Below are 14,348 nucleotides of genomic sequence, written 5' to 3' on the forward strand. Positions count from 1 at the left end.
CACCTGTTCTGGTTCTTCGGCCACCCCGAGGTCTACATCGTCGCGCTGCCGTTCTTCGGCATCGTGTCGGAGATCTTCCCGGTGTTCAGCCGCAAGCCGATCTTCGGCTACAACGGCCTGGTCTACGCGACGCTGGGCATCGCGGCGCTGTCCGTGGCCGTGTGGGCCCACCACATGTACGCCACCGGCGCGGTGCTGCTGCCGTTCTTCGCGTTCATGACGTTCCTGATCGCGGTGCCCACCGGCATCAAGTTCTTCAACTGGATCGGCACGATGTGGAAGGGGCAGCTGACGTTCGAGACACCGATGCTGTTCAGCATCGGCTTCATCGTCACGTTCCTCTTCGGCGGTCTGTCCGGCATCCTGCTGGCGGCGCCGGCGATCGACTTCCACGTGTCCGACACGTACTTCGTCGTCGCGCACTTCCACTACGTGCTGTACGGCACGATCGTGTTCGCCACGTTCGCGGGCATCTACTTCTGGTTCCCGAAGATCACCGGCCGGATGATGGACGAGCCGCTGGGCAAGCTCCACTTCTGGACCACGTTCCTCGGCTTCCACGCCACGTTCCTGGTGCAGCACTGGCTGGGCAACGAGGGCATGCCGCGCCGGTACGCGGACTACCTGCCCAGCGACGGCTTCACCACGCTGAACACGATCTCGACGATCGGCGCGTACATCCTCGGCGCGTCCACGCTGCCGTTCATCTGGAACATCTTCAAGTCCTACCGGTACGGCGAGACCGTGAAGGTGGACGACCCGTGGGGCTTCGGCAACTCGCTGGAGTGGGCGACCTCGTGCCCGCCGCCGCGGCACAACTTCACCGAGCTGCCGCGCATCCGCTCGGCGCGCCCGGCGTTCGAGCTGCACTACCCGCACATGATCGAGCGGCTGCACAGCGAGGCGCACGTGACGTTCACCGGCAAGGCCATCGCGCACGAGGACGCGAAGCCCGCGCCGTCGGAGGTGGCCGCCGCCGCTGTGCAATCGGGCACAGCCTCGGAGGACACCGAGGGCGACCACAAGTAGCGCTTGTAACCTGAGCGCAGGTTCAACGGCGAGCCCCGAAGACCGTTCCGGTCTCGGGGCTCGCCGCTGTCTGGCATAGGAGCCATCAGTGACCAAGCCCAGCGCCACGCCCGTCCTGATCACCGTCACCGGACCGGACAAGCCGGGGGTCTCCTCCGTGCTCTTCGCGGTGCTGACCAGGCACGGCGTGGAGATCCTCGACGTCGAGCAGGTCGTCATCCGCGGTCGGCTGGTGCTCGGCGTGCTCGTGGCCGCCGACCACGACCCGGAGGGGTTGCAGGAGGCCGTCGAGCAGGCCATGGCGACGGTGTCCATGCACGTCGAGGTGGAGATCGGCGCGGACTCGAAGCGGACCGCGCGGCTGGAGTCCAGCCACGTGCTGATCCTGCTCGGCCGACCGGTCACGGCCCGCGCGTTCACCGAGGTGGCGCGTCGGCTCGCGTCGCTCGGCGTGAACATCGACGCGATCCGCGGTGTCGCCGACTACCCCGTCACCGGCCTCGAGCTGCGGGTTTCGGTGGCCGAGGACACGCCGGAGAGCGACGCGCAGCTGCGGTCGGCGTTGGCCGAGGTGGCGGTGCGGGGTGGGCTGGACATCGCGGTGGAGCGGGCCGGGCTGACCCGGCGGGCCAAGCGGCTGGTGGTGTTCGACGTCGACTCCACGCTCATCCAGGGCGAGGTGATCGAGATGCTGGCCGCGCACGTCGGGGTGGAGCCGCAGGTCAAGGAGATCACCGACGCGGCGATGCGCGGCGAGCTCGACTTCACCGAGTCGCTGCGGCGGCGGGTGGCGCTGCTGGAGGGCCTGGACGAGTCCGTGCTGGACGAGGTCGCCGAGTCGCTGGAGCTGACGCCCGGCGCGCGGACGACCGTCCGGACGTTGAAGCGGCTCGGGTTCCGCTGCGGTGTGGTGTCCGGCGGCTTCACGCGCGTGATCCAGCGGCTGGTCGACGACCTCGGCCTGGACTTCTGCGCGGCCAACGAGCTGGAGATCGTGGACGGCAAGCTGACCGGCCGGGTCGTCGGCGAGGTCGTGGACCGGGCGGGCAAGGCGGTGGCGCTGCGGCGGTTCGCCGACGAGCAGGGCATCACGCTGGCGCAGACCGTGGCCGTCGGCGACGGCGCCAACGACATCGACATGCTCGGCGCGGCCGGGCTGGGCATCGCGTTCAACGCCAAGCCCGCGTTGCGCGAGGTGGCGGACACGGCGCTGTCGCACCCGTTCCTGGACGCGGTGCTGTTCGTGCTCGGCGTGACGCGTGCCGAGGTGGAGGCCGCGGACGCGGCGGACGGTCTGGAGCTGAACCGGCTGTGAACCCGATCCTGCGGATGCTGGTGGACCGGCACTACGCGACCGACGAGGAGGACCCGGAGTCGGTCCGGGCGATGCCGGTGGTGCTGCGGATCGAACGGTCCGCGCCGCCGTCCCGGACGGACGTGCTGGAGGCCGCCGCGGCCGCCGCCGTCGCGGTGTGCCTGGACGACCGCGCGCTGCCGGGCGGCGAGTGGCACGACGAGCTGGTGGCGTGGGTGCGCGGTCGGATCCGGAAGGTGACGCGGCGGGCACGGGGCGCGCACTGGGAGGCGGTGCAGTCGTTGCCGGGCGTGACGATCACGGTCGGCGGCGCCTCGGTGCGGGCGTTCGTGCCGGGGCGGGTGGTCGACCTGCCCAAGGAGCTGAGCCGGTTGCAGATCTCGGGCAGCGAGCTGCCGCCCGACGAGCCCGGCCCGGTCCCGCCCGGCGCTCACGAGCTCTGGCTGAACCCGCGCGTCGAGATGACGGCGGGCAAGGCCGCGGCCCAGGTGGGGCACGCGTCCATGCTGCTCGCGCCGCACCTGTCCGAGGCCGAGCTGAAGGAGTGGGCGGAGCTGGACTACCGGTGTGCCGTGCGGGCGCCGTCGGCGGCGGACTGGGACGCGCTGGTGGCGCGGCCGGACGTCGTGATGGTGCGGGACGCCGGGTACACCGAGGTCGCGCCCGGCACGGCGACGGTGGCCGTGCACCGACGTTTCGGCTGACCGTTTTGCGGTAACCATCCCCGGCGTGGGCCTGTTGGACGTGCTGGACGCCAAGCTCGGTGACGGGCTGGAGAGCTTGCTGTGCGCGCACCACGAACGCCGGCTGCGCAAACTCGGGTGGGGTTCGGCCTTCGGCTCGGAGGCCGGCTGGTGGACGCCCCGGCGGCCGGTGCGGACCGGCAACCGGGTCGAGGTGCTGGTGGACGGGCACGAGGTGCTGCCCGCCATCGCGTCGGCGATCTCGTCGGCACGCAGGTCCGTGCACCTGGCCGGGTGGTGCGCGAGCCCGGACTTCCGGCTGACCCGTGAACCGGGTTCGCCGACGTTGCGCGAGCTGCTGGCGTCGGCCGCGTCCCGGGTGCCGGTGCGCGTGCTGCTGTGGGCGGGGCCGCCGGTGCCGATGTTCGAGCCGACCCGCAAGCGCGTGCTGGCGGCGCAGCGCGAGTTCATGCGCGACAGCGCGGTCCGGTGCGAGATCGACGCGCGGGAGCGGACGCTGCACTGCCACCACGAGAAGATCGTCGTGGTGGACGACGAGGTGGCGTTCGTCGGCGGCATGGACCTGACCGCGGTGGAGGGCGACCGCCACGACACCGCCGAGCACCCGCCCCGCGAGCCGCTGGGCTGGCACGACATCGGGACGCGCCTGCACGGGCCGATCGTCGCGGACGTGGCCGACCACTTCCGCCTGCGCTGGCAGGAGATCGCCGGCGAGCACCTGCCCCCGGCGACGCCGCCCGCGCCCGCCGGCCCGTCCTCGGCCCAGCTCGTGCGGACGATCCCGGAGCGCACCTACGACTTCGCGCCGCGCGGCGAGTTCAGCCTGCTCGACTCCTACCTCCGCGCCCTGCGTTCGGCGACGCGCCTGATCTACCTCGAGAACCAGTTCCTCTGGTCACCCGAGGTCACCGAGGTCCTGATCGACAAGCTCCGCAACCCGCCCGACCCGGACTTCCGCACGGTCCTCGTGCTGCCGCGCAAGCCGAGCAACGGCGCGGACACCACCCGCGGCCAGCTGGGACGCCTGCTGGACGCCGATGACGGCAACCACCGCCTGGTGGCGGCCACGCTGTCCTCGCACGACGGCGCGACGTCCTCGTCGGTCTACGTGCACGCGAAACTGGCCATCGTGGACGACCGCTGGCTGAGCATCGGCTCGGCCAACCTGAACGAGCACTCGCTGTTCAACGACACCGAGGTCAACGTCGTCACCGACGACCCCGACATCGCCCGCGACACGCGCCTGCGCCTCTGGTCCGAACACCTGCAACGCCCGCTCTCCGACGTCACCGCTCCCGCCCACGACGTCGTCGACCGCCTCTGGCGGCCCACCCTGACCGCCCCGGGCAAGCACCGCCTGACCGCCCTGCCCGGCGTCTCCCGCCGCGCCGGCCGCCTCCAAGGCCCGCTCCGCGGCCTCCTCGTCGACGGCTGACCGCGCGTGTCGTACCTCCGGACCGCGCGTGTCCTACCTTCACGTCCCGCGTGTCCTGCGTTCAGGACGCGCGTGTCCTACGTTCAGGACGCGCGTGTCCTACGTTCAGGACCCCCGAGTTCAACGCTCAGAACACGCGACCTGCGGAAACGGCGTCAGTTGTTCGCCGCGTCGAGCCGCTTGAGCGCCGCCCGCACGACCTCCGGGTCGTACGTCGTCCAGAACGGCGGCAGCGAGGCGCGCAGGAACCCGCCGTAACGGGCCGTCGCCAGCCGCGGGTCGAGGATCGCCACCACGCCCTTGTCGTTCATCGAACGCAGCAGCCGCCCGGCCCCCTGCGCCAGCAACAGCGCCGCATGGGTGGCCGCCACGGTGAGGAAACCGTTGCCGCCGCGCGACTCCACCGCCTTCTGCCGCGCCGACGCCAGCGGGTCGTCCGGCCGCGGGAACGGGATGCGGTCCATCACCACCAGCGACAGCGCCGGTCCCGGCACGTCCACGCCCTGCCACAACGACAACGTGCCGAACAGGCACGTCCGCGCGTCCTCGGCGAACCGCTTCACCAACTGCCCCGTGGCGTCGTCACCCTGGCACAGCACGGGGTGGTCCACCTTGTCCCGCAACGCCTCCGCCGCCGCCTTCGCCGCTCGCATCGACGAGAACAGCCCCAACGTGCGCCCGCCCGCCGCGTTGACCAGACCCTCGATCTCGTCCACGTAGGACGGTGGCAGCCCGTCGCGCCCCGGCGGCGGCAGGTGCCGTGCCACGTACAGGATCCCGCTGGTGCCGTGCTCGAACGGCGAGCCGACGTCCAGCCCGCTCCACCGCGGCACGCTCAGGTCCGACGGCGGCTCCTTGTCCGTCGCCGTCCCCTCGGCCTTCTGCGCCCCCGACGCCGCCGGCAGACCCCACTGCCGCGCCAACGTGTCGAACGTGCCGCCCAACGTCAACGTCGCCGAGGTCAGGACCGTGGTCCGCTTCCCGAACAGCCGCTCCCGCAGCAACCCGCCGACGCCCAACGGCGCGACCCGCAACGACGGCGGCTTGTTGCGGTCGGCGAAGTCACCCGACACCCAGACCACGTCGTGGTCGGAGTCGAACGCCTCCAGGATCCGCGTGGCGCAGTCGTGCACGTCGTCCAGCAGCGACATCGCCAACTTGCGCGACGTGGCGCCGTCCACGTCCTCCTTGCGCTCCGGCCCCAACGACGTGATGCACGCGTGCGCCGCGTCCTTGGTCGCCCGCAACGCACCGGCCAACGCCTGCGGCAGGCTGTCCAGCCGACCGGCCGGCAACTCCTCCAGGATCATCGCCAGACCGTCGCTCGCCTCGGCCATCCGGTCGGCCACGGTCTGGTCGATCAGCCGCCCGCAACGCCGCGCGGCCGTGGCGACCAGGGACGCGCTCAGCTCCTCCGTCGCCACCGACGTGACGCGGTCGACCAGGTCGTGCGCCTCGTCGATCACCACGACGTCGTGATCGGGCAGGACCTGGTAGCCCTCCAGCGCGTCCACGGCGAGCATCGCGTGGTTGGTCACGACGACGTCCGCCTTGCCCGCCTCGGCGCGGGCCTTCTCGGCGAAGCAGTCCACGCCGATCGGGCACTTGTTCACGCCGAGGCACTCGCGCGCGGTCACGGAGACCTGACGCCACGCCTGGTCCGTGACGCCCGGCACGAGCTCGTCCCGGTCACCGGTCTCGGTGTCGGACGACCACTCGTGCAGGCGCTTGATCTCGCGGCCCATCTTGGACACCGCGAACGGGTCGAACAGGCCCGCGTCCTCCGGCTCGTCCGGCGCTCCCGTGTGCAGGCGGTGCATGCACAGGTAGTTGCGGCGGCCCTTGAGGATCGCGAACCTCGGCTCGCGCCCCAGCTCCTTGCGCAACGCCTTGGCGAGCCGGGGCAGGTCGCGGTCGACCAGCTGGCGTTGCAGCGCGATGGTCGCGGTGGAGATGACGACCGTCGTCTCCTCGGCCACGGCGTGCCGCAGCGCGGGCACCAGGTAGGCCAGCGACTTGCCCGTGCCGGTGCCCGCCTGGACGGCCAGGTGCTCGCCGGTCCGGATCGACCGCTCGACGGCCTCCGCCATGTCGACCTGGCCCTGGCGTTCGGCACCGCCCACCGCCTCCACGGCAACGGCGAGCAACGTCCTGGTGTCGGGGATCGCGGTGGTGGCGGGCACGGCGAAGACCGTACCCGCCCACCCCGTCACCGCGGGCCGGACACCCCAACGCGTGCTGAGCGTTGAACTCGGGTGTTCCGAACGTAGGACACGCGCGTTCTGGGACGTAGGACTCTCGCGCGCTGGAGGTAGGACTCTCGGGGTTACTTGCGGTTGACCAGGGCCCAGGTCGCCGGCAGGAGACCGGCGGCCAGGGCGATCTTCAGCGCGTCGCCCAGCAGGAACGGCGTCACGCCCAGCTGCAACGCCTTGCCGAAGCCGACACCCGCCGCGGCCATCAGCCACGGCACGCCGCACGCGTAGATCGCCAGGTTGCCCACCGCCATCGTGCCGACGGTCCGCAACGGCGTCCGGTCACCGCCGCGGGCGGCCAGGTGGCCGACCAGCGCGCTGGCGAACACGAACCCGACCACGTACCCGAGCGACGCGGGCGTGCCCGACGAACCGCCCTGGAACCACGGCACGCCGGCCACACCGGCGACCAGGTACAGGACCATCGACGCGCCACCGCGCTGCCACCCGAGCGCCGCGCCCACCAGCAGGGCGGCGAACGTCTGGCCGGTCAGCGGCACGGGGCTGCCCGGCACCGGCAGCGCGACCTGGGCGGCCAGGCCGGTCAACCCGGCGCCCGCGACGACCAGGGCGATGTCACGCGCGAGAGCGCCCGGGACCAGGTCGGCGAGCACCGCGCGACGGCCGGGAACGGCGAGGACGGACACTTGGGACCTCCCAGAGGATCGACTCACCGGGAGGTTAACCGGCGATCACTCGTTCGGTCTTTGTCGAAGCTCTACAAAGTTGGCCATCTCACGCGCGACGAGCCGACGCGCCAGTGGTCCAGCGCCACGTCACCGGGGCGATCACCCGGTTGGGACGTTCGGCACCGGGCACGCAAGCACCTCTGACCGAGTCCTTTCCATCGATCGAGGGATCGCCCGATAGGGCTGCGTGGTGGTCATCGGGTCTGCATAGAGCGAACCTCACCCCCGGAACGAGTGACAACGTGACGTGTTTTCGGGCAGTTCACCCACGTTCAGTGGCCGTGATTGGGCGATTCGAGTGGTGGTTGTCCCTCTTTACGGTCAGCAACCCTTAATGCGACGGGAGGAACGCCGATAGGGGCATTTGCTCGACCAGACGTTTCGAGGAAGGGGTCCCATGCGTGCGCCAATGACGCGTCACGCCGCGGTGGCCGGCTTGGTCGCCGTCGCGGCGCTGGTCGTCGGAGCCGGACCGGCCTCGGCGGCGCCCGGGGACGCCTCGGCCGGTGGCGCGCGGGTCGACTTGTCGCTGCCGGGCCGTGCCGCGGTGTCGGCCGGCCCGTTCGCCGCCGTCGACGCGAACGGCCCCACCGCCGCCACGTTCGCGGGGGTGGACCTGCCGAACGCCCTGAGCACCGGCGTGATCAACGCGTCCGCGTCACGCGACGACAAGACCGGCGGCGTCGGCGCCCGGGCGAGCACCGCCGACGTCCGGCTCGACCTGCTCTCGACCACGACCGGCGGCGTGTCCGCCGAACTGGTCGAAGCCGAGTGCGCGGCCACCCAGAGGGGCCTGGTGGGCACGGCCGAGCTCGTCGGCCTGGACCTCGGCGGGCTCGGCGGGCTCGGCGAGATCGGCGAGATCGGCGAGATCGGCGCCCGACCCGCGCCCGACACCACGATCGACGTCGGCCTCCCCGGCGTGGGCACCGCCGAGGTGGTGTTCAACGAGCAGGTGCGCAACGCCGACGGCAGCCTCACCGTCAACGGCGTCCACGTGACCCTGGTCGGCGGCACGCCGGGCCCGGTCGGCGTCGGTGACCTGGTGCTCTCGACCGTCACCTGCGGTCCGGCCGGCCTGCCGATCCCGATGGCGTCCGGCGCTGGCCTGTGCGTCGGGCTCGGCCTGCTCGCCCTGTTCGGCGTGCCCGTCGGCGCCGCGGCGCTGCGCCGACGACACGAACCCGCGGCGGTCTGAGCCGTGTACGAGGTCCCCGGCAGCGGTGACGCGGTCGGCACGGGAACCGACTCGTCGGCGGCGACCGGCGCCGGACTCGCGTGGCGGGTGGTGGCCGGCCTCGTCCTGGCCCGCGCGGCCCGCGGGCGACGAGCGACAGCCGACGAGTAGCGCGCGTGCGCCCCGGCCACGCGCCGACCCCCAGTCGCGCGGCCGGGGCGCCGCACCCAGCCCCGGGACACCTCTCGAAACCGCAGTGAAGGGAGCAAGGTGAAGGAAGTCGTGCTGCTCGCGGGCACCCGATCCGAAGCGGTGAAGATCGCGCCGGTGGCGCTGGCGCTTGGTGACCACCCGGTGCTCCGGCCCGTGATCGTCCACAGTGGACAGCGCAACGGAATGGTCGAGCAGGCCCTGAGCGCGTTCGGCCTGCTCGTGGACGTCGAGCCGGCCGTGCCGCGGGCCACCGGCGGCCAGGCCGAGCTGTTGGCCCGCCTGGTCGCGGAGTTCGACCGCCTGCTGCGCGGGCGCGACCCGGCCGTCGTCCTCGTGCCGGGCGACACGACCACCGCGCTGGCCGGCGCGCTCGCCGCGTTCTGGCGCGGCACCCCGGTCGCGCACCTCGCAGCCGGGCTGCCCACCGGCGACGTCGCCGGACCGTTCCCCGAGGAGGGAGCCCGGCGAATGATCGCCCGGATCGCCACCCTGCACCTCGTGCCGACCGACGACGACGCCGCCGCGCTCGTCCGCGAGGGCATGGGCGACCGCCGGATCGTGGTCACCGGCAACACCGTGGTCGACGCCGTGCAGCGGATCGCCGCCGCCGACCTGCCCGCCCGCGACCCCGACCTCGCGGTGCTCGAACGCGTGCTCGACGAGCGCTCCGAGCGACTGGTGCTGGTCACGGCGCACCGGCGCGAGTCGTGGGGCAAGCCGTTGACGCGCGTGCTGCACGCCGTGCGGGCGATCGCCGACCGACACCCCGACGTGCGCGTGCTGCTGCCCGTGCACCCGGACCCGCGGGTGCGTGCGGCGGCACGGGCCGTGCTCGGCGGGCACGAGCGGATCGTGGTGACCGGGCCGTTGGACTACTCGGACCTCGTGCGCGCGCTGCGGCGGTCCTCGCTCGTGCTCACCGACTCCGGCGGCATCCAGGAGGGGGCGCCCACGTTCGGCGTGCCGGTGCTGGTGCTGCGCGACACGACCGAGCGGGTGTCCGCGGTGGAGGCGGGCGGGGCGTGGCTGGTCGGCACCGACCCGATCCGGATCATCGCCGAGGCCGGCTGGGTGCTCGGCGCGCGGCTGCGGCTGCCGCGGGGGCGCAACCCGTTCGGCGACGGCCGCGCGGCGATCCGGGTGCGTGGCGCGTTGGAGCGGCTCGTCGGTCTGCCGAGTGATTTCGCCGGCGCGCCGCTGCCGCTGCGCATCCCGTGCTGACCGCGTTCCGTCACTCGAACAGGTATCGGTTCTCCTCTTGCGGGTGATGTATGCGCGAGATCGTCGGGTCGTGTCCGCCGGAGCTCGATAGTCCTCACGACCGCGAATAGCAGAAGGGCGACACGATGAAGCAGAACGGAGCGCGCCGGGTCGGCGCCGTGACCGCGGCGCTGGTGCTCGGCCTGGTCACCGCCGCGCCACCGGCGTCGGCGGCCAACCCGGCGGGGGTGGCGTCCGTCGGCTCCGCCGAGTTCACCAAGGCGGGCACGCGGGTCACCGTCGCGCCGCTGGCGCCGTGCGCGGTCGACGGCACGACGTCGAACAAGTCCGAGGCGGTGAGCCGCACGGGCGTCCGGTTCGGCGCGGGCACGTCGTCGTGCACCACCGCGGTGGCCGACCCGGAGAACGGCACGACCACGTCCACGTCCGAGGCGGTCGGCGCGGAGTTCGAGCTGTCGGCGCTGATGTCGGCGGGCGGGCCGAGGCTGCGGGTGGCCAGGTGGAAGGTCACCTGCGTGGGCACCGTGTCCGGCACCAACGCGGGGTGGGCGGCGGACGGCCTGCAGGGCTTCGCGGGGCTGCCCGAGCAGATCCCGACGAACTACGTGCACGAGGTGAAGGCGGGCGACGGCACGGTGCTGGCCACCGCGACGTTCGGCGAGACGAGCGTCGCGGACCCGAACGACGGCAGCATCGCGATGACCATGCTGCACCTGCGCTTCACCGAGGCGTCCACCGTGACCGGCGACGTCGTCCTCGGCGCGACCGCCTGCTCCCCGACCCCCTGACCCCGCGCGTGTCGAACCTCCAGGCCCGCGTGTCGAACGCTCAGGACCTCCGAATTCACCGTTCAGGACCGCGACCGGCGGACGTGAACGCCGAACTCACCCGACCTGGGCGTTCGACACGCGGGACCCGAGCGTTCGACACGCCGGTCGGTCAGCCGACGCGAGGGGTGCCGGACAGCGTCACGCCGGCGTCGCCCAGCCGCGTCAACGCGCTGTCCACGGTCGCCTGCGACACGCCCGCCGTCAGGTCCAGCAGCACGGTCGTCGCGAACCCGGCGTTCGCCGCGTCCACCGCCGTCGCACGCACGCAGTGGTCGGTCGCCACCCCCACCACGTCCACCTGCTCCACGCCACGCGCCCGCAGCCAGTCCACCAACTGCTCACCCGAGCGCGACGAGCCCTCGAACCCCGAGTACGCCGCCGCGTACGCGCCCTTGGAGAACACTTCCTCCACCGCCGTCACGTCGAACTCCGGGTGGAACGCCGCACCGGCCGTCCCCGCCACGCAGTGCACCGGCCACGAGTCGACGAAGTCCGGCGTCTCGCTGAAGTGCGCCCCCGGGTCGATGTGGTAGTCACGCGTCGCCACCACGTGGTCGTACGACGACGAGGCGACGTGCGCCGAGACCGCCGCCGCCACCGCCGCGCCACCGGGCACCGCCAGGGAGCCGCCCTCGCAGAAGTCGACCTGCACGTCCACCACGATCAGCGCCTTGCTCATCTTGCGCCCCCTACAGGAACGTCGTCGGGATCGCGGGCTCGCCGCGGGACAGCTTCAGACCTTCCCACGGCACGGTCACGAGGGCAGCACGCAGCCGTTCCCGGCTCTCCGCCAACGTGTCCAGGCCGTCGACCCGTCGGCCGGCGCGGACCAGCGGCACGGCGAGCAGCCGGTCGTGCGCGCCCGTCGACGGTTCGGAGTCGTGCGGGAACACGACCTCCTCCAACGCCGTCCCGGTCTCCTTGTGCCGCCGCAGCGCGCTCTTGCGCCCACCGCGCGACTCCTTGTGCGAGCTGCGCTTGGCCACCGGCCGCCCGTCCACCTCGACCAGCTTGTAGACCATGCCCGCGGTCGGCGCGCCGGACCCCGTGACCAGGGACGTGCCCACGCCGTACGCGTCCACCGGCTCCGCGCGCAGCATCGCGATCGAGTACTCGTCCAGGTCGCCCGACACCACGATCCGGGTGTTCCGCGCGCCCAACGAGTCCAGTTGGTCACGCGCCTGCCGCGCCAGCACGCCCAGGTCGCCCGAGTCGATCCGCACCGCGCCCAGCGCCGGCCCCGCCACCTCGACGGCGGTCTTGATGCCGTTGGTGATGTCGTAGGTGTCCACCAGGAGCGTCGTGTCCACGCCCAACGCCTCGACCTGCGACCGGAACGCCGCCTCCTCGCTGTCGTGCAGGAGGGTGAACGCGTGCGCGCACGTGCCGGCGGTCGGGATGCCGTGCCGCCGTGCCGCCTCCAGGTTCGACGTCGCGGTGAACCCGGCCAGGTACGCGGCGCGGGCCGCCGCCACGGCCGCCTCCTCGTGCGTGCGGCGCGACCCCATCTCGATCATGCGCCGACCGTTGGCCGCGCCCACCATCCGCGCCGCCGCCGAGGCGATGGCGCTGTCGTGGTTGAGGATCGACAGCGCCAGGGTCTCCAGCACCACCCCGACGCCGAACGGCGCCCGCACGGACAGGATGGGCGAGCCCGGGAAGTACAGCTCACCCTCCGGGTAGCCGTCCACGTCCCCGGTGAACGAGTAGTCCGCCAGCCACGACAGGGTGGCCTCGTCGACCACGTTCGTGCGTTCCAGCAGCTCAAGGTCACGTTCGGTGAACGTGAAGTCGGTGATCGCGTCCAGCAGCCTCCCGGTGCCCGCGACCACCCCGTACCGCCTGCCCTCCGGCAACCGCCGGGCGAAGACTTCGAAGACGCACGGCCGGTCGGCGGTGCCGTCGCGCAGCGCTGCGGCGAGCATCGTCAACTCGTAGTGGTCGGTGAACAGCGACGTCGACATGCGGGGAAGCCTAAGCCGTGGGCCAGGGTGCCCCTGAGGGCTCCACCGCGGACCGGAACATGACACCATTGGCGGTATGACCACGCCCGTCGAGCATGAGCGGACGCAGGTTGACCCGGCCGGCGAGGAGGTCCGCACCGAGGACCGCCCGTGGCAGACCCTGGTCTGGAACGACCCGGTGAACCTGATGTCCTACGTGACGTACGTGTTCCAGAAGCTGTTCGGCTACAGCCGCGACCACGCGACCAAGCTGATGCTGGACGTGCACCACAAGGGCAGGGCGATCGTGTCGTCGGGGACCAAGGACAAGGTGGAGGCCGACGTGGCCAAGCTGCACGCGGCCGGGCTCTGGGCGACCATGCAGCGTTCGTCGTGAAGAAGTGGACACGCACCGGCGACCAGGTGCTCGGCCGGTTCGACCGGCAGGAAGCAGCCGTGGTGCGCGGCCTGGTGAGCCAGATCCAGGACATGCTGATGGCACGCGCCGAAGAGGCGCCGCAGGACGAGCTGGCGGAGCTGACCGGCATCCGCACCGGCCCGTCCACGCCGCCGGACGACCCGATCCTCGGTCGGCTGCTGCCCGACTTCCACCGGCTCGACCCCGACGCGCCCGATCCGGCCGAGGTCGACTCGGCCAACGCGCTGCGGTCGCTGCACGAGCCCGAGCTGCTGGACCTGAAGACCGGTGTCGCGGCGGTGGTGCTGCAGACGTGCCCGCCCGACGGCGGTGAGGTGCGGCTGGCGCTGGAGCAGGCCGAGGCGTGGCTGTCGGCGTTGAACGACGTGCGGCTGGCGCTGGGGACGGCGTTGGACGTGCAGGAGGACATGCCGGACGAGCTGCCGCCGGACGACCCGCGGTCGCCGCACCTGGGCGTGTACCACTGGTTGACGTGGGTGCAGGAGACGCTGATCGAAGCGGTCATGGCCTGATGCTGCTCGGGCGGGCGCCGGGTGTGGCGGTGTTGCTGACGCCCGCGGGCGCCGTGGCCGGGGTGGACGTCCGGGGTGCGCCGGTAGGCACGCGTGAGCTGGACCTGCTGGACCCGTCGACGTTGGTGCGGCGGGTGCACGCCGTGGTGCTGGGCGGGCCTTCGGCCGTGGACGGTGCCGTGCGGTGGCTGGCGGAGCGCGGCCACGGCTTCCCGGTGGGCAAGCGCCCGTTCGAAGTGGTCCCGATCGTGCCCGCCGCGGAGCCCTTGGGCCTGCCTCCGGCCGACGGTTACTCGGTGTGCACCTCCGCGGCGCCCCTCGACGTGCCCGCTCTGGCCCTGATCGGCTCGACCGCCGTGGGGCTCGTCGTGGTGGACGCCGACCTGGACCCGGCGGAATGCAGAAGGGTCGCGATGTCCGCCCACGACGCCTTCGCCCGCACCGGCGTGACCGTGCCCGCCACCGTCTTCGCCGTCGCCACGGGCCGTCCGACCGCCATCCCGCTGAACGACCTCTGCACCACCGCCACCGACGCCCTCCACCAGGCGACCGGCCGGTTCTGAGCGTTCAACTCCCGCGAGGGTCC

At 72.4% G+C, this 14,348-nt stretch carries 15 protein-coding genes; 11 read left to right on the top strand and 4 right to left on the bottom strand.

Annotated features, from left to right (window positions below; translation table 11 throughout):
• The 4 genes from AB0H12_RS26845 to AB0H12_RS26860 all read left to right on the top strand — a co-directional run.
• A partial coding sequence (locus tag AB0H12_RS26845) for a cytochrome c oxidase subunit I (RefSeq protein WP_499626378.1) occupies nucleotides 1-1,029 on the top strand: 1,029 nt, incomplete at its 5' end.
• 88 nt (nucleotides 1,030-1,117) lie between these two features.
• The gene (gene serB, locus AB0H12_RS26850; RefSeq protein ID WP_499626379.1) at nucleotides 1,118-2,344 is read left to right on the top strand and encodes a phosphoserine phosphatase SerB; all 1,227 of its coding nucleotides are present in this window, start codon (nucleotides 1,118-1,120) and stop codon (nucleotides 2,342-2,344) included.
• 14 nt (nucleotides 2,345-2,358) lie between these two features.
• Nucleotides 2,359-3,048, top strand: a complete 690-nt coding sequence (locus AB0H12_RS26855; RefSeq protein ID WP_499626685.1) for a peptidyl-tRNA hydrolase — start codon at nucleotides 2,359-2,361, stop codon at nucleotides 3,046-3,048.
• Nucleotides 3,049-3,073: 25 nt separating this feature from the next.
• Complete coding sequence (locus AB0H12_RS26860) at nucleotides 3,074-4,483, top strand: phospholipase D-like domain-containing protein (protein WP_499626380.1); 1,410 nt, start codon at nucleotides 3,074-3,076, stop codon at nucleotides 4,481-4,483.
• Between the two features lie 155 nt (nucleotides 4,484-4,638).
• Here the strand turns inward: AB0H12_RS26860 and AB0H12_RS26865 are convergent, their stop codons facing one another.
• Nucleotides 4,639-6,666: an ATP-dependent DNA helicase gene (locus AB0H12_RS26865; RefSeq protein ID WP_499626381.1), complete on the bottom strand. Its 2,028-nt coding sequence runs from the start codon at nucleotides 6,664-6,666 to the stop codon at nucleotides 4,639-4,641.
• Between the two features lie 143 nt (nucleotides 6,667-6,809).
• Entirely contained in the window at nucleotides 6,810-7,385 is a 576-nt protein-coding gene (locus AB0H12_RS26870; RefSeq protein ID WP_499626383.1) for a biotin transporter BioY, read from the bottom strand.
• A 439-nt stretch (nucleotides 7,386-7,824) separates the two neighbouring features.
• On the opposite strand from AB0H12_RS26870, the gene AB0H12_RS26875 reads away from it, so the two are divergent.
• From AB0H12_RS26875 to AB0H12_RS26890, 4 genes are all read left to right on the top strand, one after another.
• A complete protein-coding gene (locus AB0H12_RS26875; protein WP_499626385.1) occupies nucleotides 7,825-8,625 on the top strand; it encodes a choice-of-anchor protein CoaP in 801 nt (266 codons plus the stop codon).
• A 3-nt stretch (nucleotides 8,626-8,628) separates the two neighbouring features.
• Entirely contained in the window at nucleotides 8,629-8,775 is a 147-nt protein-coding gene (locus AB0H12_RS26880) for an LPXTG cell wall anchor domain-containing protein (RefSeq protein WP_499626387.1), read from the top strand.
• A gap of 99 nt (nucleotides 8,776-8,874) precedes the next feature.
• Entirely contained in the window at nucleotides 8,875-10,038 is a 1,164-nt protein-coding gene (wecB, locus tag AB0H12_RS26885; RefSeq protein WP_499626388.1) for a non-hydrolyzing UDP-N-acetylglucosamine 2-epimerase, read from the top strand.
• Between the two features lie 125 nt (nucleotides 10,039-10,163).
• Nucleotides 10,164-10,826: a hypothetical protein gene (locus tag AB0H12_RS26890; protein ID WP_499626390.1), complete on the top strand. Its 663-nt coding sequence runs from the start codon at nucleotides 10,164-10,166 to the stop codon at nucleotides 10,824-10,826.
• A 151-nt stretch (nucleotides 10,827-10,977) separates the two neighbouring features.
• Here the strand turns inward: AB0H12_RS26890 and AB0H12_RS26895 are convergent, their stop codons facing one another.
• Together AB0H12_RS26895 and AB0H12_RS26900 are read right to left on the bottom strand one after the other, a co-directional pair.
• Nucleotides 10,978-11,547 carry an isochorismatase family protein gene (locus AB0H12_RS26895; protein ID WP_499626392.1) on the bottom strand — a complete coding sequence of 190 codons (570 nt, stop codon included), beginning with the start codon at nucleotides 11,545-11,547 and terminating at the stop codon, nucleotides 10,978-10,980.
• A gap of 10 nt (nucleotides 11,548-11,557) precedes the next feature.
• A complete protein-coding gene (locus AB0H12_RS26900) occupies nucleotides 11,558-12,832 on the bottom strand; it encodes a nicotinate phosphoribosyltransferase (protein WP_499626394.1) in 1,275 nt (424 codons plus the stop codon).
• A 76-nt stretch (nucleotides 12,833-12,908) separates the two neighbouring features.
• Between AB0H12_RS26900 and clpS the strand changes: the two genes are divergently transcribed.
• From clpS to AB0H12_RS26915, 3 genes are read left to right on the top strand one after another with little or no spacing between them, the layout of a single operon-like run.
• A complete protein-coding gene (clpS, locus tag AB0H12_RS26905; RefSeq protein ID WP_053717098.1) occupies nucleotides 12,909-13,208 on the top strand; it encodes an ATP-dependent Clp protease adapter ClpS in 300 nt (99 codons plus the stop codon).
• Nucleotides 13,205-13,762 (top strand): DUF2017 domain-containing protein, encoded by a 558-nt coding sequence (locus AB0H12_RS26910; RefSeq protein ID WP_230566059.1) that lies wholly within the window; start codon nucleotides 13,205-13,207, stop codon nucleotides 13,760-13,762. Before clpS ends, AB0H12_RS26910 begins: the two co-directional genes overlap by 4 nt.
• Nucleotides 13,762-14,325: a peptidase S58, DmpA gene (locus AB0H12_RS26915; protein ID WP_499626397.1), complete on the top strand. Its 564-nt coding sequence runs from the start codon at nucleotides 13,762-13,764 to the stop codon at nucleotides 14,323-14,325. Before AB0H12_RS26910 ends, AB0H12_RS26915 begins: the two co-directional genes overlap by 1 nt.
• The last annotated feature ends 23 nt before the right edge of the window (nucleotides 14,326-14,348 follow it).

It is taken from the genome of Actinosynnema sp. NPDC023794 (assembly GCF_040639675.1).
In the GTDB taxonomy this organism is placed as follows: Bacteria; Actinomycetota; Actinomycetes; order Mycobacteriales; family Pseudonocardiaceae; genus Actinosynnema; species Actinosynnema luteola.

Coding starts and splice junctions, on each gene's coding strand:
- AB0H12_RS26855 (WP_499626685.1), top strand. CDS start 2,359: ATGCTGGTGGACCGGCACTACGCGACCGACGAGGAGGACCCGGAGTCG.
- AB0H12_RS26875 (WP_499626385.1), top strand. CDS start 7,825: ATGCGTGCGCCAATGACGCGTCACGCCGCGGTGGCCGGCTTGGTCGCC.
- AB0H12_RS26890 (WP_499626390.1), top strand. CDS start 10,164: ATGAAGCAGAACGGAGCGCGCCGGGTCGGCGCCGTGACCGCGGCGCTG.
- AB0H12_RS26895 (WP_499626392.1), bottom strand. CDS start 11,547: ATGAGCAAGGCGCTGATCGTGGTGGACGTGCAGGTCGACTTCTGCGAG.
- AB0H12_RS26900 (WP_499626394.1), bottom strand. CDS start 12,832: ATGTCGACGTCGCTGTTCACCGACCACTACGAGTTGACGATGCTCGCC.
- clpS (WP_053717098.1), top strand. CDS start 12,909: ATGACCACGCCCGTCGAGCATGAGCGGACGCAGGTTGACCCGGCCGGC.
- AB0H12_RS26915 (WP_499626397.1), top strand. CDS start 13,762: ATGCTGCTCGGGCGGGCGCCGGGTGTGGCGGTGTTGCTGACGCCCGCG.